We start from the raw sequence: 16,566 nt of genomic DNA on the forward strand, positions 1-16,566 counted from the left end.
TCAGCGCCTCTCCCCGTCGTCGCTGCCGGGGGCAGCGGTGCCGAACAGCTTCACGAAGACGAACGCGATGATCGCCACGGCGATGAAGATCAGCACCGACATCGTCGAGCCGATGCCGAGGTTCAGGCCCCGGATCAGGTTGTTGTAGGCGAGCATCGACACCGACGAGGTCTCGTTGCCCCCGGAGGTCAGCACGAAGATGTTGTCGAAGACGCGGAACGCGTCCAGGGTGCGGAACAGCAGCGCGACCAGGATCGCCGGCTTCATCACCGGCAGCATCACCTTCGTGAACTTCTGCCAGGCGGTGGCACCGTCGGTGGAGGCCGCCTTGAGCAGGTCCTCCGGCACCAGCGCCAGCCCGGCCATCAGCAGCAGCGCCATGAACGGGGTGGTCTTCCAGATCTCCGCGAGCATGATGATCGCCAGCGAGCTGGCCCGCTCGGTGAGGGGTGCGCCGTCACTGAACACGTCGGCCAGGTAGCCGGTGCCGGGCGTCCAGGCGTACCGCCAGGAGAACGCCGCGACCACCGTGACGATCCCGTACGGGATGAGCGCGGAGGTGCGGACGATGCCCCGCCCGACCAGCGTGCGGTGCATGATGATCGCCAGACCCATGCCGAGCACCAGCTCGACGGCCACGGTGACCACCGTGATCAGCGCGGTCACCCCGAACGCGGTCCACCAGAAGTCGTTGGTGAGCACCGTGACGTAGTTTTCCAGGCCGATGAACTCACGCTGGTCGGGAAAGCGCAGGTCGTAGCGCTGCAACGACAGCCAGACCGAGTAGAGGATCGGGTACGCGGTCACCAGGATCATGACCAGGGCGGCGGGGGCGCAGAGCAGCCAGCCCAGCCTGCGCTCGGATTTCTTGTTCGCGCTCAACGGCGGCTTACGGCCACCGCCGCGTTGGGTGGGCACGGCGGCGGGCGCACGGGTCTCTTCCGCGGCGACGTCCGCGCCGGTCGGCGTGGCGTTGGTGCTCACGGCAGGACCCCCTTGGATTGGAGGGCGTCGGCGATGGCGCCGCGCAGCTCGTCGGCGGTCTGCTGTGGACGGATCGCCGACGGCGGCGACAGGATCGCCGACATCACGGTGGAGATGCTCTGGTAGGCCGGTGTCAGGGGACGGGTCGCCGGTTCCTTCAGCTCTTCCAGGATGGTGTCCTTCATCGGGTACGCCTCGGTCATCTCCGGGTCGTCGAAGACCGCCTCGATGGTGGGTGGCACGCCGTCGTTGATGGCGGAGAACTTCTGGTGCTCGGCGCTGCGGATGCACCGGGCCGCCTCGAAGGACAGCTCCGGGTGCTTGGAGTAGGAGCTGACGGCGAGGTTGACCCCGCCGATGGTGACCTTGCTGGGGGTGCCCTCGTCGACGCCGGGGATCCGGGCCCAGCCGACCTGCTTGGCCAGGTCCGGGTTGGCCTCCTGGAGGGCCGGGTAGACGAACGGCCAGTTCACCTGGAACGCGCCCGAGCCGGACTGGAACTCCAGCCGGACCGGGTCCTCGGTGGCGTTGCTGAACGACGGCGAGGTCACGCCCGACGTGGCGAACTTCTTCAGCTGCTCCAACGCCCGGACCGTGCCGTCGTCCATCACGGCCTGGGTGCCGTCGTCGTTGAGGATCTTTCCTCCGGCGCTCTCGGCCAGGGTGTTGTAGAGGACGACCAGCCCCTCGTACTGGGCGCCCATGGTGAGCACCTGGTACGGCTTGCCCTGATCCTTGAGCTGCTGGGCCGCGCTGATCATCTGGTCCCAGGTGGTCGGCGGCTGCGGCACCAGATCCTTGCGGTACCAGAGCAACTGCACGTTCGTGTTCTTCGGCGCCGCGTACAGCTTGTCCTCGTAGCGGGCGGTGGACAGCGGCCCGGCGAGGGTGCCCTGCTCGACCTCGGCCTTGTCCTGGCCGGTCCACTCGCGGATCCAGTCGGCGCTGGCGAATTCCTGGGTCCAGGTCACGTCCAGCCCGAGCAGGTCCATTCCGCTGTCCTGGGCGGCCAGCCGGCGCACCATCTGCACCCGCTGGTCGTCGGCCTGCCGGGGCAGCACCTGGTAGGCGATCTCGTATCGTCCCTGCGCCTGCGCGTTGCAGTCGTCGACGACCTTCTGCAGGTTCTGCTCGGGCGGGTAGTACAGGTTGATCGTCGGTGGGCCACCATCGTCGTCCGCGCCGCACGCGGCGAGCGGTGCGACAAGCGCCAACGCGGCCGCCGCCGCGCCCAGCCGAACAATCGGCCGGCGTCGGTGTCGAGCCGTTTCGGGGTCCGTCATCGCCCTCCCCCTCTCCTCGGCGAAAGACCGGGGAGGGCGTCCGTGCCCCGGCGCACGGCGAGTCGTGTCCAGGTCTGACGAGCTGCGAAAACGCCCGGCCCGGATGCTCTGTGCGGCTACTCTGCCCCACCCGCGAAGTCGCGAAACCTGGCTGTCGCAGCGGAAGTTTCGATTCGGTATATCGCGAGACCAACTAGCGGGGTAGTATGTGTCGCATGGTAGCGGCGGAGAGCCAGTCCATCGACGACAACGACCGGCAGACCCAACTCCTGCGGGGCGCGCTGGACATGTGCCTGCTGGCGCTGCTGGCACGCGAGCCGGCGCACGGCTACGAGCTGGTGCGGCGGATGGAGACGGCCGGCTTCGGCGCCATCAGTTACGGCACCATCTATCCCCTGCTGACTCGGATGCGCCGACTCGGCCTCGTCGCCGACGAACAGCAGGTCAGTCCAAGCGGGCCACCCCGAAAGGTCTACGCGCTGACCGGGTCCGGCCGGACCCACCTGGACGCCTGGCAGAAACAGTGGGACCGCTTCACCGACACCGTCGACGCCGTTCTCAGCCCGCTCGACCACCACCCCACGAGGAGTTGACCCATGGACACCATCGACCGCCTTCTGGGCGAAGCCGACCAGGCGTGGCGCGGTTACGGGGTCGGCACCGCCGATCGGGCGACACTCGCCGCTGACCTGCGCCTTGACCTGCGGGCCGCGGCCTCCGACGGGGGCGATCCCGCGCAGTTGATCGGCGGCGACGTGGCCGGCTTCGCGCGGCGGCTCGCCGACGAGGCCGGCGTCCGACGGGTGCGCGAAGACTACGGCCGGGTTGTCAACACCGCACTTGTCGGCGCGGTGCTCGGTGCCGTGGTCGGCTACGCCATCCTGATGGCGGTCTACCCGGTATTCGTCTACCTGATCGACATCCCCCGCTCCATCGACGTACCGATCCAGCTCGCCGTCGCCGTCGCCTACGGCGTACCGGCCGCGGTGGTCGCCGCGGGAGCGGTCATCGCGGTACGGACCCGGCTCCGCGACCTGCCCGAGATCCGGCGGACGGCTCGGCTGATGAGCGTCCTCGTGCCGGTGGCCGGCATCGTCATCACGCCGATCACCGTCGGCTTCGCCTGGGCCACCGACTACAGCACGGCACCGACGGTAGTGATCATGGAGATCGCCATGGTGCTGGCCGCGATCGCGGGTGCCACGATGCTGGCTCGTCGCTTGTCACTGCGCGAGAGCCGCCCCGCCTCCGACACCTCGCGCCCGGACGCCACCACGGTCAAACCCGCCTGACGGTACGAGCACACCCGCCCAAACACTCGCCCACTCGGGGGAGGCCGCCTCGCGGTATTAAGCGGTCAGCCCCGGGCTCTCGCCCAGGAGAGGAAGCGCTCGGTCATCCGAGCCGGCGGGTGGTCTGGGTGGAGCTGGGTGAGCTGGGCCGTCGCCTCGTTCATGAGGGTGCCGAGGTAAATGAGCAGCGCGATCCTGTTGGTCCGGTACTCCGACAGCAGGGCGAGCTTGGCCGGCTGGCAGGGCCATTCCCGGCCACAGTTGCGGCACCGCCACAAGGGACGCATGGCAACGTGCGGGACGGGCGGCCGGACCACCATCACCGCCACCGCGTCTCGTCGTGGTGGTCTGTCGGGCTCAGCACAGTGACCTCCTCGGAGACGGGGAAGGGGCCGCTCCCGCAAGGGGGGAGGCGGGAACGACCCCGGGGCAGAGCCTGCCGCCGCCGTCCCGGCCACCAGCGAGCCCGCCACTGGTGACAGTTTGCGAGGACCCGACTACGGTCGATACGTGCTCGCGCCATCCGTGCAGCTCAGCGGCCTGGTCGAGCAGCCGCGAAGGACACGCCGGTTCAGGTTGGGCAGGGATTGGGGATTCGATGGGCAACGTCACCGACTACGTGTTGGACGAGCTGCGCCTGTTCCGCACGGGACTCGGGCTCAGTCAGGACGACTTCGGCCGGGGCATCGGCTACTCCGGCTCACACGTCAGCTCGGTGGAGACCGGCGGACGGGCACCCACCAAGGAGTACATGCGGGCCATCGACACCCATCACCCGACCGCTGGACGCTTCCAGCGGATGTTGGAGAGGCTGGCCCGGCTCGACGCCGAGCCAGCCTGGCTGCGCGAATGGATCGAGTTCGAGCGGGAGGCGACCACGCTGCGCTGGTTCGAGTTGGCGTACGTGCCGGGTCTGCTCCAGACCGAGCGGTACGCGCGGGCCACACTGGCCGGTGGTCGGTTCGACGCCGAGGACGTGGACCGGATCGTCGCCTCCCGGCTGGAGCGGCAGACGATCCTGCAACGCCCGCGCCCGCCGCAGCTCATCGCCGTGCTGGACGAGGCGGTGCTGCGCCGGCCGGTGCTCGACCAGCCGGGGCTGATGGTCGAGCAGTGCGAGCACCTGGTGCAGTTGGCGACGGCGGAGCACATCCAGGTCCACATCGTGCCGGTGGATGCGGGGATGTATCTGGGGATGGGCGGGCAGTTCATCATCGCCGAGATGCCCGACGGTGAGCGGGTGGCCTATGCGGACAACCAGCTCACCGCGCAGATCGTCGACGCACCGACGCAGGTCGCTAAGCTGGCGAAGACGTGGGAGATCGTGCGGAACGAGGCGCTCCCCCGCCGGCAGTCAATCGAGCTGATCAAGGAAGTGGCGAAGTCATGGACATGCTGACCCCACAGTGGCGCAAGTCGACCAGGTCCGGCGGCAACGGCGGAGCCTGCGTGGAGATCGCCGACAACCTGCCCAGCGTGGTGCTGGTGCGCGACACCAAGGACCGCGACGGCGGAACCCTGCACGTCAATCCCACGGCCTGGAAGGCCTTCGTCGCGTACGCCAAGCAACACTGAACATCAGCTCGGACAGGTTCCCCGACCGGGCAGGTCTCGAACCACGGCCAGGTCACTCCGAGTGTGGAGATCTTGGACAGTTTCCGTTCGGGCAGAACGGAAAGTGTCCAAGATCTACCCGAGAAGGTCCCGCGACCGCCGGCAGTCAATCGAGCTGATCAAGGGAGTGGCGAAGTCATGGACATGCTGACCCCACAGTGGCGCAAGTCGACCAGGTCCGGCGGCAACGGCGGAGCCTGCGTGGAGGTCGCCGACAACCTGCCCAGCGTGGTGCTGGTGCGCGACACCAAGGACCGCGACGGCGGCACCCTGCACGTCAACCCCACGGCCTGGAAGGCCTTCGTCGCGTACGCCAAGCAACACTGAACCAGACCTCCTGGAGATCTTGGACAGTTTCCGTCCGGCCAGAACGAGAAGTATCCAAGATCTACCCGCACCCGCACCAACGCGGCGCTGTGCGCTGACAGGTCCCCCCCGAACAGGGCATGCTGGCACAGTGATCGCGCGCTTCAAGGATCTCTGTCTGGACGCCGCTGACCCGCTCGCCCTCGGTGCCTTCTGGGCCCGGATGCTGGACGGTGACGTGGCCGATGCCGGCGACGACGACACCCGGGTGGACCCCCGCTCCGCGCGCTCGAGCGCCGAGTCGATCTGGGTGAACAAGGTTCCCGAACCGCGGGTGGGCAAGACCCGCGTACACCTGGATCTGCGGTTGGCCGACGCGGACCCGGCGGCGCTGCTCGCGGCCGGCGCACGGCTGGTCCGCGAGCCGGCCGGCGAGGCCACCTGGTGGGTCCTCGTCGACCCGGAGGGCAACGAGTTCTGCGCTTTCCCGGCTCGCGAGGGCACCGGGCCGGGACCGTTCGAGCTGGTCGTCGACTCGACCGGCCCGCTCGCGCAGGCGACCTGGTGGGCCGGTGTGGTCGGCGGCACCGTCGAGGACGAGTCGACCCACGCGGGGGTCACCGGCGCGGCCGGGTTCCCCTGGGATCACTGGGTCTTCGCCGGGGTGCCCGAGCCCAAGACGGTCAAGAACCGGCTGCACTGGGACGTCGACCTGGTCGACCCGGAGCCGATGGCGCTGATCGCGGCGGGCGCGACGCTGCTGCAGGAGCCGCTCGACGCGGCGCACTGGTGGTGGGTGCTGGCCGACCCGGAGGGCAACGAGTTCTGCGCCTTTCCGCCGCGCCCCATCGGGTGACTGGCCGACTACCGGGGGCGGGCGGCGTCGGCTAGCGTTTTCCTAGCTGGCGCGTGCGCCGCCGCCGTCGACACGTCTCCGGCCGACCCCTGCCTGCCCGATCGGTTGGTAATCGCGGGAACGTCCCACCGCCGCTCCCCCGGTTCGGCAGGATCGTCCCAACGAGGAGGTGCCGTCGTGCAGGACACCCGCGCTCTCGCCCTGACGTTCGAGGTGAGCGGCCTGCCACCGGTCAAGACCGAAGCGTTGTCCATCTTCGCGGCCGGGCATCGGCAGGCGACGAGGGTGCGCACCCTGCTCCAGGCCGCCCTCGCGGCTGCTCAGCGCACCGGCTGGACGCCGTTGACCGGCCCCATCGAGGTGGAGCTGGTCCTGCGGTGTCCGCCCGGGCACCGCACGGGCGACGCCAGCACCCTGCTCGGCGGCGTCTGCGCCGTGTTGCAGGACAAGAAGCGGGTGTCATCCATCGGCCTCACCCACCTCGGTGTGCTTGTGGACGTCGCGCTCTACCACGACGACCGGCAGATCCGCCGATTGTCGTACCAGGAGAAGCCGGCCGAGGAATTCTCGTACGAGGTGCGGGTCGCAGCCGTACCGGACGGGGTTTGACGGACGACCGCGGTGGGGTATCGCGGACGCCGACGAAGGGAGCACCGATGTCGGAGCCACATGTCACGCTCGACCCACGCGGGCTCGACCCTGTGCAGCAGAAGCTGCGCGGCCCGCTGGAGGAGCAGCTGACCTCGGCGCTTCAGGCTGCCACCGACCGGGTCCGCTCCCACTACGGTGGCGAGCCGGTCGAGCAGGTCTGCCAGCGACTGTTGGAGGAGACCCGCTCCGGGTTGCATCCCGACATCGCGGCCGGGTTCAACCCGGACATGGACGAGTTCTGCCGGGTGGCGGTGTCGATCGTCCGGGGCGGGGCCTCCTGAGGTCACGACCCGCCCGCGGCGCCGGTCAGTACCTGTCGAGCTGGGCGTACGGGCTGAGCACGATGCGCGGTGAGAGCGCCGGGTCCAGCCAGTTGAGTACGCGGACCAGGTGGTCGTGGGCGAGCGAGACACAGCCGGCCGTGGCGTTGCCGCCACTGACCCTGAACTGGTGCAGGAAGATGCCGCTGCCCGCGTTGGGGATCGGGGTCACCACGTTCGGTGGCATGTTGTAGGTGATCACCGCGAAGTGCGTGTACGAGGGGATCTCCTGCCACAGCGCCTCGCTGGCCCCACCCGGGTTGGTCGCGCTCTGCTGGACGGTGTTGTAGCGCGGGGACGACGGATTCTCGTTCCACCAGTCGCCGCTGACCAACCGGTGGTAGGGGTATCGCACTCCCGGGTTGGCGGCGATGCCGTACATGGTGGGGCCGATCGAGTAGACACCGGTCGGTGTGGCCGGTACGCCCTCCACGTGGTTGTCGCTGAATCCGTTGGAGCCGAGGCGGGCGGGCAACGCCGCCGAGGCTGGCTGCCAGCGGCCCCTGATCCGCACGTACGCCTCAAGCGTGGCGTGGGTGGTGGTGTAGCTGGCGGCGCCGACGACGATCACCTGCCGAGTCTGCGTCGGCAGGGTGGTCAACCGGGCGGCCAGGTTGCGGCGCGTGGTGTTCGGGCCGGGGCGGCGGGTCATCCTGACAGTCCAACCGGCGCGCGGTCTGCCCCGCTCGCCGCTGCGATCGATCGATCCGTGGCCGGGTCAGGGCCGGGTCCGCAACTACCCGGCCCTGACCTTCGGCCGTCCGGATGGGAGCGGACAGCTCCGGCACTCAGCTCCACGGTGCCAGCCGCCGAACGCCGACGCGCTCCCGGCCGACACCCCGAAGGCCGTGAGCGCCGGGCCAGGTTAGGCCGGCCCGGACGGGGCGGACAAGCCGCGTCGGGCGACCGACGGCGGGACTGATCTCAGGGTGAAAATCCGACAATGCGGCGTAACGTGACCATGCTCGTGGACGCTGTTCGCTTTTGGCGCGCTCAGAAGTGCCGCAGCAGGTCGGGGAACGCGGCGAGCCGCAGTACCCCGGAGTCGGTGGGGTCCAGTTCGTCGTGTTCCAGCACCCACGTGTTCTCGTTCGGGATGAAGACCGCGTTCAGTCCGGCCGCGCGGGCCGGCAGGATGTCCGACTTCGGGGAGTTGCCGATCATCCAGGCGCGGGCCGGATCGAAGCGGTGTTCCCGGACCAACCACCGGTACGTCTCGACGTCCTTCTCGGCCACGATGTGCGCGGCCCCGAAGTGGTGCAGCAGCCCGCAGGCGTCCAACTTGCGCTGCTGATCCGCCTGGTCCCCCTTGGTGAGCAACAGCAGCTCGTGCCGGCCGGCCAGCTCGTCGAGCGCGTCGGCCACCCCGGGCATCAGCTCCACCTGGTGCTCGACGAGGGCGACCGCCAGCCGCTCGATCTCCTGGCGCTCGATGTCGGTGGCCGGCCGTTCGCGCAGCCGCTCCAGGCACTCCGCCAGGCTGCGCAGGAAGACCTTGCTGCCGTACCCGTGCGCCACCGTGTTGGCCCGCTCGATGTCGTCGAGGATGATCCGGATCTCGGTGCGATCCATCGTGGGATGGTCGAGCCACTCGAGAAAGTCGTCGATCACCTGCTCGAAGACGACGTTGTTCTCCCACAACGTGTCGTCCGCATCGAAGATCAGCACCTGCGCCTGCCGCCGCGCCGCCGCCCCTTCCGTCATACCGTCTCCTCCCCATGCCTTCGCCGCCGCCGTCGAAGGGACAGGATAGGCGGGAGATCCGCTCTGATTTTCGGACTTTCCCGTGAACCGCCTCGGCCTGGCGTTCGTCTGGGGGGTGGGAGAATTCCTGGCGGCCGAGAGGTCGGGACAGCTCATGAGGAGTACGACGTGATCACGATGAGATGGGTTGCCGGCGCGGCACTGCTGGCGTGCACCGGCACGCTTGTGGCGTGCGGGGGCGACGCCGACAAGGCGCCGGCGGCCAGGGCGGGCACGCCGACGCCGTCGGGTGCCGTGGCGGCCCCGGCGGGAACGCCGTCACCGGGACTCGCGGCCGACCCCCTGCTGTCCGGCAAGCGCGAGGTCACGATTGCGCGGGTGCAGGGACCAGGGGACGCACTGGAACTCAGCGGTCGTCTCGAGGAGGGCGGTGACACCGGCGGACGCGTCCTGTTCGTTCCGACTCCGATCGGCGGCGACCGGTACGTGATCAAGGCATTCGGCACGAAGGACGATCACCCCGCCAACGACGATCCGTCCTGCTGGCAGGTGAACGGTCTGGACATCGAGCCCGAGCTGACCGTCGAGGCCGCCGTCTGCGACCTGGACAACCCGATCCAGCGGTTCACCATCATCGCCAAGGGCGCCGGCACGTACGCCATCGGCAGCGAGACCCGGTTCCTCCAGCACGCCGCCGGCAACGGCCTGATCCTCAAGGAGTTGGGCAACGCACCGCTGGACAGCACGTTCCGGTTCGTCGACAAGGGGCCGTTCGACCGCGAGCCCCTCAACTGACCACGCCGCCTGTCACGGCCACCGGAGCAACCGCTGTGCGATCAACACTTCGCGTTCCTCCTGCCCCTCGGGTCGGAGTCGTCCGCCCCGGGTGAGCATCACGACGCCGTGCAGCAGGCTCCACCCCACCTCGGCGAGGGTGTCCGGGTCGCGCCCCTCGGCCAGCGGGGTCAGGGCCGCGCGCAGTTCGGCGAACACCGCGCGCGGCGCGGCCGGGACACCATCGACGCCGAGGGCCAGGTCGGGGGTCAGCGCGAGCATCGCGTCATAGACCTCCGGATTCGTGTACGCGAAGTCGAGGTACGCGCTGGCGACCGCCGGCCAGGCTCCCTCGGGGCTGCCGGTTGTCTCCGCGTGCGCCTCCGCCAGGTCGGCGGCCAGGTCGGCGAAGGCGCAGACGGCCACGGCGGCGAGGAGTGCGTCCAGGTCCGCGAAGTGCCGGTAGAGGTCACCGACGTCGATCTCGGTCCGCTCGGCGAGCCGTCGGGTGCTCACCCCCGCCCAGCCCTCCGCCTCGGCCAGTTCGCGGGCGACCGTGACGATGAGGTCACGCCGGTCCTGTTCGGTGGCCTTCTCGGCAGGTCCGGGCACGCAGTTGAGCGTACGGGCGGACACCGAACGCAGTCACCCGGTGACGGATTGGCGACTGTCTGGGCCGGTCAGACCAGCAGTGCCAGCCGGCCGATGAGGGCCTCCCGCAGGTTGGGCGGCCAGGGAAAGAGCGGCGTCGCCACCCGGAGCTGAGCCAATCCGTGCAGCCCGACCCAGAGCGCCGTCGCGTCGGCGAAGGGATCCGCGCTGGTCGAGAGTCCCTTCGCGGCACACTCGGCGACGGTGCGGTGGATGACCTCGAAGGCTCCCATGCCGAGCACGGCGAGGTCGTCCGCCAGCGCCGGCGTCCGATCGCGGGCCTGGCTGGCGTCCCAGACCGCCCCGAACATCAGCCGGTACCGGTGGGGCTGACGCTCGGCGAAGGTCAGGTAGGCCGCACTGATCGCCCGCAGCCGCTCGGCCGGGTCCGGGTCGTCCGGCCCAGCCAACTCCTGCTCCAGGGCGGCGAACGCGCGCTGGGCGACCACCAGCAGAATCGAGTCCAGGTCCGGGAAGTGCGCGTAGATCGACGGCGCCGAGATGCCGGCCTCCCGGGCCACCGCCCGCAGCGTCACGCTCTGCGGATCGCCACCGTCCAGCAGCGTGCCGGCGGCACTGACGATCTCCTCGCGCAACTGGGCGCCTTCGCCGCGCTTGTTGCGAGCCCGTGCTCTCGGTGTGGTCACCTCATGACCTTACAGCCGTAAGGCGAACGAGGCCTTTCTGCGTGCCACCGCCGACCGTCGGTCGTTAGGTGAGGGGATCACCACGACGGGAGGGCACGTGGTCGTTCGACGGCACCGGCCCGTGGCGGACGGATGAGCGAGCAGCGGCACGAAGGGCTGGTGCGCGACGCCGACAGTCGGCAACGAGCCACATTTCTGGAGCTCTTCCTCGACCTGGTCTTCGTCTTCGCCCTCACCCGGATCTCGGCACGGGTGATCAGTGACTTCACCGACGGTGGCCGCGGCGTGGTCGCGGGCCTCGGTCAGGCCCTCCTGCTGTTCCTGGCGCTCTGGGCGGTCTGGTCGTTGACCGTCTGGTCGACGAGTTGGCTGGACCCGGAGGCAACGATCGTCCAGGTCGTCATCGTGATGACGGCGGTCGGCGCGATGACCATGGCGGTCGCGGTGCCCGACGGCTTCGGCGCGCGGGCACCCCTGTTCGCCATCACGTACGTGAGCCTGCAGATCGGCCGGGTGGTCTACTTCCACGTCGCCGGGCACGGCCGGCCCGATCCCCGGCAGACCCTCCGGGTCCTGGTCTGGTTCGGTCTGAGCGCACCGCTCTGGGTCATCGGTGGTCTGGCCGACGACGGCACGATCCGCGGACCACTCTGGATCATCGCCGTGCTGATCGACTACGCCGGGCTCTACCTCGGGTGGCCGACCCCCCGCATCGGCGCGCAACGCATCGGCGGCCGGGCAATCGCGGCCGGGCACCTGGCCGAGCGGTACCAACAGTTCCTCCTCATCGCGATCGGTGAGGCGATCTTCGTCATCGGGTTGGCGTTCAGCGGCAGCGACTTCCACGCCGACCAGACGGCCGGCTTCGTCCTGGCACTGGCGACCACGGTCCTGCTCTGGCGGATCTACTTCCACCTGGCGGGCAAGGTGCTGGACGCCGCCGTCAGCCGCTCGCGCCACGCCGATCGGCTCGCGACCGAGATGGCGTTCGCCCACCTGGTCATGATCGCCGGGATCGTACTCACCGGCGTCGGTTTCGAACTGCTCATCACCGACCCGCTCGGGCACCTGCCAGCGGCGTGGCTCATCGCCATCCTCGGCGGCCCCGTCGTCTTCCTCGCCGGACGATCAGCCCTCGAATACCAGGTCTTCGCCCGGGTCTCCCGCTCCCGGCTGGCTGGCCTGCTGGCCCTCGGCCTGCTGGTGCCGGCGACGATGCGGCTCCATCCACTCACCGCCGGTGCCACCGCCGCCGTGGTGCTCCTCGCGGTGGCTGTCGCGGACTCCCGACGCTCACGTCGGCGCGGGCCCGAAAGGCCCACCCCGCCCTACTAGGTGCGGCGCGGCGATCGGCCGGTCCCCGTGGCGGACTGAGCACGAAGATCCACCTCGCGGTCGATGGCGGCACTATCTGGGCTGCGTCGATGACAGACGAGGATCTGACGCTGCCTGCGGTGCTCGTCGAGGCACGCACCGGGGGTAGCCCTGGAGTTTGACCTGTCGATGATGGCGGTCGGCGGTCGGCGGTCGGCGGTCGGCGGTCGGCGGTCGGCGGTCGGCGGTCGGCGGTCGGCGGTGACTGTCGGTCACCTCCGTGGGGGTGGATGCGGTAGCGAACGGTATACCTCAGAGTCATATTCATACCTCTGAGGTATACCGTTCACCAGCACATCTACCTGACGGGCAGCCAAAGCGGATGGCCAGCGTGAGTGACTACTCGGCTACGATCTGGCGAGTGATCACGGCACGCCGCGCGACCATCGACGATGCTCAGGAACTGGTGCGGCTGCGCGGAGTCCTGCTGACCACCCTGAACGGGCATGCACCGGAGCCCGGCCCGTGGCAGGACGAAGCGCTGCGGACGCTGTGCCGGCGCCTGACGGAGGGCGTCATCGAGCATCGACTCGGCGGCCCGATCAACCCCAGCGGAGTGATCGGGTACGTCTTCAACGTCGCCACCGACCCCAGCCATCGCCGGCGCGGCTACGCCCGAGCCTGCCTCGAAGCCCTGCTGGACTGGTACCACCACCGTGGGGTGACGGTGATCGAGTTGAAGGCCAGCGAGGACGGGGAGTCCATCTACCGGGCCGTGGGCTTCGAACCCACGGCCGCTCGGGCGCTGCGGCTGACAGTTGTCGATCGGGCCACGTCGATCACGCGCGAATCAGGGTTCGCCTAGCGTCCTGATGTCGTGCGTCTGGAGCAGCGCCGGCATCGGGTCGGCGAGGTGTGCGTGTCTCGGTCGCCAGATGCGTGCCACGGTGACTGGCGTATTGGGCCCCGGTACGTCGTAGGGGCCGCCGCGCGGATAGACCACCAGGGAACTCCCCCACATCCCGCCATCCTGCCAGCCCATCCGCTCGATCTCCGGCCACGCGTACGAGCGCCGCAAGCCGCCTCGGTCGCGGAGCAGCAGCCCGGTGTCGTCAGCCAACACCGCGTTTCGCCAGTGGACGAACGCGAGGACTATCGACGCGGCGCCGAGCACCATCCCGAACCAGCTGACCCAGTCGAGCAGCACCGCGGTGACGATCAGACCGACCACGATCGCGACCGGCACCGCGACGGCGGGCCAGACCCGCGACTGCCCGAGCACGAGCACCTCACCCACCGGCTCCGCCCCCATGGACGATCAGGATAGTGAAGGAGGGACATGTTCGCCGCCGCCGAGGAGCGCCGGGGACCTGGGGCAGCGCACGCGTCAGTCGGCTACCGGGGGCGAGGGCAGACAGAGGCCCGGTTCGCCCTGCGGGACGTAGGACGGCATCGACGGTTGCAGTGGCCGGCTACAGATCGTGCACCAGTCGTCCCGTTCGCCGATCTCACTGAGCTGGTCGAGCACGCCGGACAACCCGGCTCTGGTTCGGGCGAAGCACCGCAACACCCAGTAGTCGCTCCCGGCGGGCCAGCCATGAAGAGAGAGGTGTGCCGCCACCGCACCGTCGTACCACAGACGATCCGCTGGGCCGGTGGCCTCGCGCACCTCGGGGACACCGCTCAGGGTGATCGCCGGCGGCACCAGGGTCGCGGTCTCGTAGCTGAGTGTGACGTGCGGCCAGAGCTGCACCTCCGCCAGGAGCGCGTGCTTCTCGATCCGCTGCTCGATGCTGCGGTCGATCAACCGGTACGGCCAGTTGCCCGGGGCCATGGCGGTCCTCCCGTCGAGCAGGACATCGACGCCCCACGTCCAGGCCCCGTCGAGGGCTGCCGGGAACATCCACCCGAGGTCGGCGGTCCAGCGGAAGTACGCCGCGCCCTCCAGGCCGTACTCCATGTGGTTGCCGTCCGTCTTGAGCCGGTAGGCGAGCCCGCCATAGCGCTCCTCGAACGCGACGGCGACCGCGACCAACTCGTCGGGCACCACGGCCAGCGGGCCGTCCGGTCCGTCCGCACTCGCCGACCGCCGGAGCCGCTCGATCGGGGTGCTCGGCCACCGCTCCCCCTGCGTGCCGAGGAAACGGGCCACCCGGGCGGACACCGTCGGATCGTCGAGGACATGCACCCGCACACGGTACGTCGTCGCCCGCGTCCACAAGTGACACCAGCATCTATCCTCCACGGACAGCACGACCGTGACCGGGGGGCGCAGTGATCAACGCGGTTTTCTTCGATGTCGGTGGGACGATTCTCGACGAGTCCCGCGAGTTCAACACCTGGGCCGACTGGTTCGGCGTGCCACGGCACACGCTCTCGGCGGTCCTGGGCTCGGTGATCGCCAGAGGTCTGGACTACCAGGAGACGTTCCGGGCCTTCCGGCCCGACTTCGACCTCGACACCGAACTGAAGCGCCGGGCCGCCGCGGGCAAGGCCGAGTCGTTCGGCGAGGAGGATCTCTACCCCGACGCGCGGGCCTGCCTGACCTCCCTCAAGGAGCAGGGCCTGCTCCTGGGCCTGGCCGGCAACCAGCCAGCGCACGCCGAGGCGACCCTGCGCGCACTCGGCCTCCCCGTGGACGTGATCGGCACCTCGCACGGGTGGGGCGTGGCGAAGCCGTCACCGGCCTTCTTCGCGCGGGTCGTCGAGGCGGGTGGCGGCGACGCGTCGTCGATCCTGTACGTCGGCGATCGGCCCGACAACGACGTACGCCCGGCCCAGGAGGTAGGGATGCCGACGTGCCTGATCCGGCGCGGCCCGTGGGGTCACATCCTCGACCTGCCCGACGTGGCCGCGCAGTGCCTGTTCCGCATCGACTCGCTCGCCGAGCTTCCGGGCCTGGTCGCGAAGCACAACGCGACAGGCGGTTAGCTCCCCCGGCCGTTCGGCCCCGAACGCCGAGTACGGCATTCCACCTCGTCACGGACATTTCTGTCGCGTCGGTGACGGCAATCGGTCCTACCCGTGCCGCGGGTCACATCGTTTGACTTGAAGCGCTTGAGGTTGGGGACGCCGCGCTGGCCGATCGGGTCGATGCCCTGGCCTGCCTGCGATCGTCCGGGATGAGCGTCGCCCGGTTGCTGGACGAGGGCTACCGGGTGCGGGTGACCGTCCGCGAGCCGGGCCAGTGCAACGACGTGCTCGACCGCGTCCGGCAGACCGGCACGAACCCGGACGGTCGGGTCGAGTTCCGCACCGCCGCCCTGTCCGCCGACGAGGGCTGGGCCGAGGCCGTCGACGGGGCGCGGTACGTCCTGCACCATGCATCGCCGTTCCCATTCACCCCGCCCGAGAACGACGACGAGGTGATCCGGCCGGCCCGCGACGGAGCGCTGCGCATCCTACGGGCCGCCCGCGGAGCCGGGGTACGCAGGGTAGTGCTGACCTCGTCGTACGCGGCCGTGGGTTACACGGTCAAGCCCGACGGGCGGTACAGCGAGGCGGACTGGACGAACGTCGATGACGACATCCCGGCGTACCACCGCTCGAAGACGCTCGCCGAGCGTGCCGCCTGGAACTACGTCCGGGACAACGGCGGAGTCGAGTTGAGCGTCGTCAACCCGACGGGCATCTTCGGGCCGTTGCTGGGCGCACGGGTGTCCGCGTCGACCGGGCTGGTGCAGGCGTTCCTCCAAGGGGCGATGCCGGTCGTACCCCGGATGTACTTCGGGGTGGTCGACGTCCGGGACGTGGTCGACCTGCACCTACGCGCGATGCTGCACCCGGCCGCCGCCGGTGGGCGGTTCATCGGTGTCGGCGGCCCGTCGATCAGCTTCCTCGACATGGCAACGACGCTGGCTCGGCACCTGCCCAGCCTGGCCGACCGCGTGCCGGCTCGGGAGTTGACCGACGAGGAGGTCCGGGAGGCCGCGAAGACCGAGCCCGCCCTACGCGACGCTGCGGCCCTGCGCGGACAGGTCCCGGTGATCAGCAACGACAAGGCGCGCAGCGTCCTCGGCTGGCAACCCCGCCCGGTGCAGACGACCATCACCGACACCGCCGACAGCCTCATCAAGCTCGGCCTGGTCACCACCTGACCGCCCCGTCACCCCGTCGCCGGTCGCCGGTCGCCGGTCGCCGGTCGCCCCGCATGATCGCGCTCGATCCAGG

Annotated in this window: 22 protein-coding genes; 13 read left to right on the forward strand and 9 right to left on the reverse strand. The window is 69.8% G+C overall.

Features of this window, described 5'->3' with window-relative positions; translation table 11 throughout:
• Both AB0C25_RS27095 and AB0C25_RS27100 read right to left on the reverse strand, forming a co-directional pair.
• Positions 1–984: a sugar ABC transporter permease gene (locus tag AB0C25_RS27095; RefSeq protein ID WP_357377005.1), complete on the reverse strand. Its 984-nt coding sequence runs from the start codon at positions 982–984 to the stop codon at positions 1–3.
• Positions 981–2,267 (reverse strand): ABC transporter substrate-binding protein, encoded by a 1,287-nt coding sequence (locus AB0C25_RS27100; RefSeq protein ID WP_357377006.1) that lies wholly within the window; start codon positions 2,265–2,267, stop codon positions 981–983. The genes AB0C25_RS27095 and AB0C25_RS27100 overlap by 4 nt, the downstream gene beginning before the upstream one ends.
• Positions 2,268–2,482: 215 nt before the next feature.
• Between AB0C25_RS27100 and AB0C25_RS27105 the strand changes: the two genes are divergently transcribed.
• Positions 2,483–2,860, forward strand: coding sequence for a PadR family transcriptional regulator (locus AB0C25_RS27105; RefSeq protein WP_357377007.1), 378 nt, complete (start codon positions 2,483–2,485; stop codon positions 2,858–2,860).
• Between the two features lie 3 nt (positions 2,861–2,863).
• Positions 2,864–3,559: a hypothetical protein gene (locus AB0C25_RS27110; protein WP_357377008.1), complete on the forward strand. Its 696-nt coding sequence runs from the start codon at positions 2,864–2,866 to the stop codon at positions 3,557–3,559.
• A 65-nt stretch (positions 3,560–3,624) separates the two neighbouring features.
• On the opposite strand, the gene AB0C25_RS27115 is transcribed toward AB0C25_RS27110, so the two are convergent.
• Positions 3,625–3,846: a flavin reductase gene (locus AB0C25_RS27115; RefSeq protein ID WP_357377009.1), complete on the reverse strand. Its 222-nt coding sequence runs from the start codon at positions 3,844–3,846 to the stop codon at positions 3,625–3,627.
• A 311-nt stretch (positions 3,847–4,157) separates the two neighbouring features.
• Here AB0C25_RS27115 and AB0C25_RS27120 point away from each other — a divergent pair, with 311 nt between their 5' ends.
• The 6 genes from AB0C25_RS27120 to AB0C25_RS27145 all read left to right on the forward strand — a co-directional run bounded on the left by AB0C25_RS27120 (position 4,158) and on the right by AB0C25_RS27145 (position 7,267).
• Positions 4,158–4,958 carry a helix-turn-helix transcriptional regulator gene (locus tag AB0C25_RS27120; protein WP_357377010.1) on the forward strand — a complete coding sequence of 267 codons (801 nt, stop codon included), beginning with the start codon at positions 4,158–4,160 and terminating at the stop codon, positions 4,956–4,958.
• Positions 4,952–5,134 (forward strand): DUF397 domain-containing protein, encoded by a 183-nt coding sequence (locus tag AB0C25_RS27125; RefSeq protein WP_357377088.1) that lies wholly within the window; start codon positions 4,952–4,954, stop codon positions 5,132–5,134. Before AB0C25_RS27120 ends, AB0C25_RS27125 begins: the two co-directional genes overlap by 7 nt.
• Before the next feature lie 183 nt (positions 5,135–5,317).
• Positions 5,318–5,500 (forward strand): DUF397 domain-containing protein, encoded by a 183-nt coding sequence (locus AB0C25_RS27130; RefSeq protein WP_357377089.1) that lies wholly within the window; start codon positions 5,318–5,320, stop codon positions 5,498–5,500.
• Positions 5,501–5,630: 130 nt separating this feature from the next.
• Positions 5,631–6,335, forward strand: coding sequence for a VOC family protein (locus tag AB0C25_RS27135; RefSeq protein WP_357377011.1), 705 nt, complete (start codon positions 5,631–5,633; stop codon positions 6,333–6,335).
• A gap of 177 nt (positions 6,336–6,512) precedes the next feature.
• Positions 6,513–6,944, forward strand: coding sequence for a hypothetical protein (locus AB0C25_RS27140; RefSeq protein WP_357377012.1), 432 nt, complete (start codon positions 6,513–6,515; stop codon positions 6,942–6,944).
• Between the two features lie 47 nt (positions 6,945–6,991).
• A complete protein-coding gene (locus AB0C25_RS27145) occupies positions 6,992–7,267 on the forward strand; it encodes a hypothetical protein (protein WP_357248494.1) in 276 nt (91 codons plus the stop codon).
• A gap of 25 nt (positions 7,268–7,292) precedes the next feature.
• Here AB0C25_RS27145 and AB0C25_RS27150 read toward each other — a convergent pair whose 3' ends face one another.
• Positions 7,293–7,958, reverse strand: a complete 666-nt coding sequence (locus AB0C25_RS27150; RefSeq protein WP_357377013.1) for a L,D-transpeptidase family protein — start codon at positions 7,956–7,958, stop codon at positions 7,293–7,295.
• A 341-nt stretch (positions 7,959–8,299) separates the two neighbouring features.
• Complete coding sequence (locus tag AB0C25_RS27155) at positions 8,300–9,010, reverse strand: HAD family hydrolase (protein ID WP_357377014.1); 711 nt, start codon at positions 9,008–9,010, stop codon at positions 8,300–8,302.
• Positions 9,011–9,178: 168 nt separating this feature from the next.
• On the opposite strand from AB0C25_RS27155, the gene AB0C25_RS27160 reads away from it, so the two are divergent.
• Positions 9,179–9,805, forward strand: a complete 627-nt coding sequence (locus AB0C25_RS27160; RefSeq protein WP_357377015.1) for a hypothetical protein — start codon at positions 9,179–9,181, stop codon at positions 9,803–9,805.
• A gap of 12 nt (positions 9,806–9,817) precedes the next feature.
• On the opposite strand, the gene AB0C25_RS27165 is transcribed toward AB0C25_RS27160, so the two are convergent.
• Together AB0C25_RS27165 and AB0C25_RS27170 are read right to left on the reverse strand one after the other, a co-directional pair.
• The gene (locus AB0C25_RS27165; RefSeq protein WP_357377016.1) at positions 9,818–10,396 is read right to left on the reverse strand and encodes a TetR/AcrR family transcriptional regulator; all 579 of its coding nucleotides are present in this window, start codon (positions 10,394–10,396) and stop codon (positions 9,818–9,820) included.
• 68 nt (positions 10,397–10,464) lie between these two features.
• Complete coding sequence (locus AB0C25_RS27170) at positions 10,465–11,082, reverse strand: WHG domain-containing protein (protein ID WP_357377017.1); 618 nt, start codon at positions 11,080–11,082, stop codon at positions 10,465–10,467.
• A gap of 132 nt (positions 11,083–11,214) precedes the next feature.
• Here AB0C25_RS27170 and AB0C25_RS27175 point away from each other — a divergent pair, with 132 nt between their 5' ends.
• Positions 11,215–12,417 (forward strand): low temperature requirement protein A, encoded by a 1,203-nt coding sequence (locus AB0C25_RS27175; RefSeq protein WP_357377018.1) that lies wholly within the window; start codon positions 11,215–11,217, stop codon positions 12,415–12,417.
• A 400-nt stretch (positions 12,418–12,817) separates the two neighbouring features.
• Positions 12,818–13,261 (forward strand): GNAT family N-acetyltransferase, encoded by a 444-nt coding sequence (locus tag AB0C25_RS27180; RefSeq protein ID WP_357377019.1) that lies wholly within the window; start codon positions 12,818–12,820, stop codon positions 13,259–13,261.
• On the opposite strand, the gene AB0C25_RS27185 is transcribed toward AB0C25_RS27180, so the two are convergent.
• Positions 13,247–13,708, reverse strand: coding sequence for a hypothetical protein (locus AB0C25_RS27185; RefSeq protein ID WP_357377020.1), 462 nt, complete (start codon positions 13,706–13,708; stop codon positions 13,247–13,249). The two genes, AB0C25_RS27180 and AB0C25_RS27185, sit on opposite strands and share 15 nt — an antisense overlap.
• 75 nt (positions 13,709–13,783) lie before the next feature.
• Positions 13,784–14,584 carry a hypothetical protein gene (locus tag AB0C25_RS27190; protein ID WP_357377021.1) on the reverse strand — a complete coding sequence of 267 codons (801 nt, stop codon included), beginning with the start codon at positions 14,582–14,584 and terminating at the stop codon, positions 13,784–13,786.
• 86 nt (positions 14,585–14,670) lie between these two features.
• On the opposite strand from AB0C25_RS27190, the gene AB0C25_RS27195 reads away from it, so the two are divergent.
• A complete protein-coding gene (locus tag AB0C25_RS27195) occupies positions 14,671–15,327 on the forward strand; it encodes an HAD family hydrolase (protein ID WP_357377022.1) in 657 nt (218 codons plus the stop codon).
• A gap of 191 nt (positions 15,328–15,518) precedes the next feature.
• Positions 15,519–16,493, forward strand: a complete 975-nt coding sequence (locus tag AB0C25_RS27200) for an NAD-dependent epimerase/dehydratase family protein (protein ID WP_357377023.1) — start codon at positions 15,519–15,521, stop codon at positions 16,491–16,493.
• Positions 16,494–16,566: the final 73 nt, after the last annotated feature.

Source organism: Micromonospora sp. NPDC048839, assembly GCF_040649915.1.
GTDB lineage: Bacteria > Actinomycetota > Actinomycetes > Mycobacteriales > Micromonosporaceae > Micromonospora.

What these genes read in the sequence shown, in the direction of transcription:
- AB0C25_RS27100 (WP_357377006.1), bottom strand. Translation starts at nt 2,267, where the DNA reads ATGACGGACCCCGAAACGGCTCGACACCGACGCCGGCCGATTGTTCGG.
- AB0C25_RS27105 (WP_357377007.1), top strand. Translation starts at nt 2,483, where the DNA reads ATGGTAGCGGCGGAGAGCCAGTCCATCGACGACAACGACCGGCAGACC.
- AB0C25_RS27110 (WP_357377008.1), top strand. Translation starts at nt 2,864, where the DNA reads ATGGACACCATCGACCGCCTTCTGGGCGAAGCCGACCAGGCGTGGCGC.
- AB0C25_RS27115 (WP_357377009.1), bottom strand. Translation starts at nt 3,846, where the DNA reads ATGCGTCCCTTGTGGCGGTGCCGCAACTGTGGCCGGGAATGGCCCTGC.
- AB0C25_RS27120 (WP_357377010.1), top strand. Translation starts at nt 4,158, where the DNA reads ATGGGCAACGTCACCGACTACGTGTTGGACGAGCTGCGCCTGTTCCGC.
- AB0C25_RS27125 (WP_357377088.1), top strand. Translation starts at nt 4,952, where the DNA reads ATGCTGACCCCACAGTGGCGCAAGTCGACCAGGTCCGGCGGCAACGGC.
- AB0C25_RS27130 (WP_357377089.1), top strand. Translation starts at nt 5,318, where the DNA reads ATGCTGACCCCACAGTGGCGCAAGTCGACCAGGTCCGGCGGCAACGGC.
- AB0C25_RS27145 (WP_357248494.1), top strand. Translation starts at nt 6,992, where the DNA reads ATGTCGGAGCCACATGTCACGCTCGACCCACGCGGGCTCGACCCTGTG.
- AB0C25_RS27150 (WP_357377013.1), bottom strand. Translation starts at nt 7,958, where the DNA reads ATGACCCGCCGCCCCGGCCCGAACACCACGCGCCGCAACCTGGCCGCC.
- AB0C25_RS27155 (WP_357377014.1), bottom strand. Translation starts at nt 9,010, where the DNA reads ATGACGGAAGGGGCGGCGGCGCGGCGGCAGGCGCAGGTGCTGATCTTC.
- AB0C25_RS27175 (WP_357377018.1), top strand. Translation starts at nt 11,215, where the DNA reads ATGAGCGAGCAGCGGCACGAAGGGCTGGTGCGCGACGCCGACAGTCGG.
- AB0C25_RS27185 (WP_357377020.1), bottom strand. Translation starts at nt 13,708, where the DNA reads ATGGGGGCGGAGCCGGTGGGTGAGGTGCTCGTGCTCGGGCAGTCGCGG.
- AB0C25_RS27200 (WP_357377023.1), top strand. Translation starts at nt 15,519, where the DNA reads ATGAGCGTCGCCCGGTTGCTGGACGAGGGCTACCGGGTGCGGGTGACC.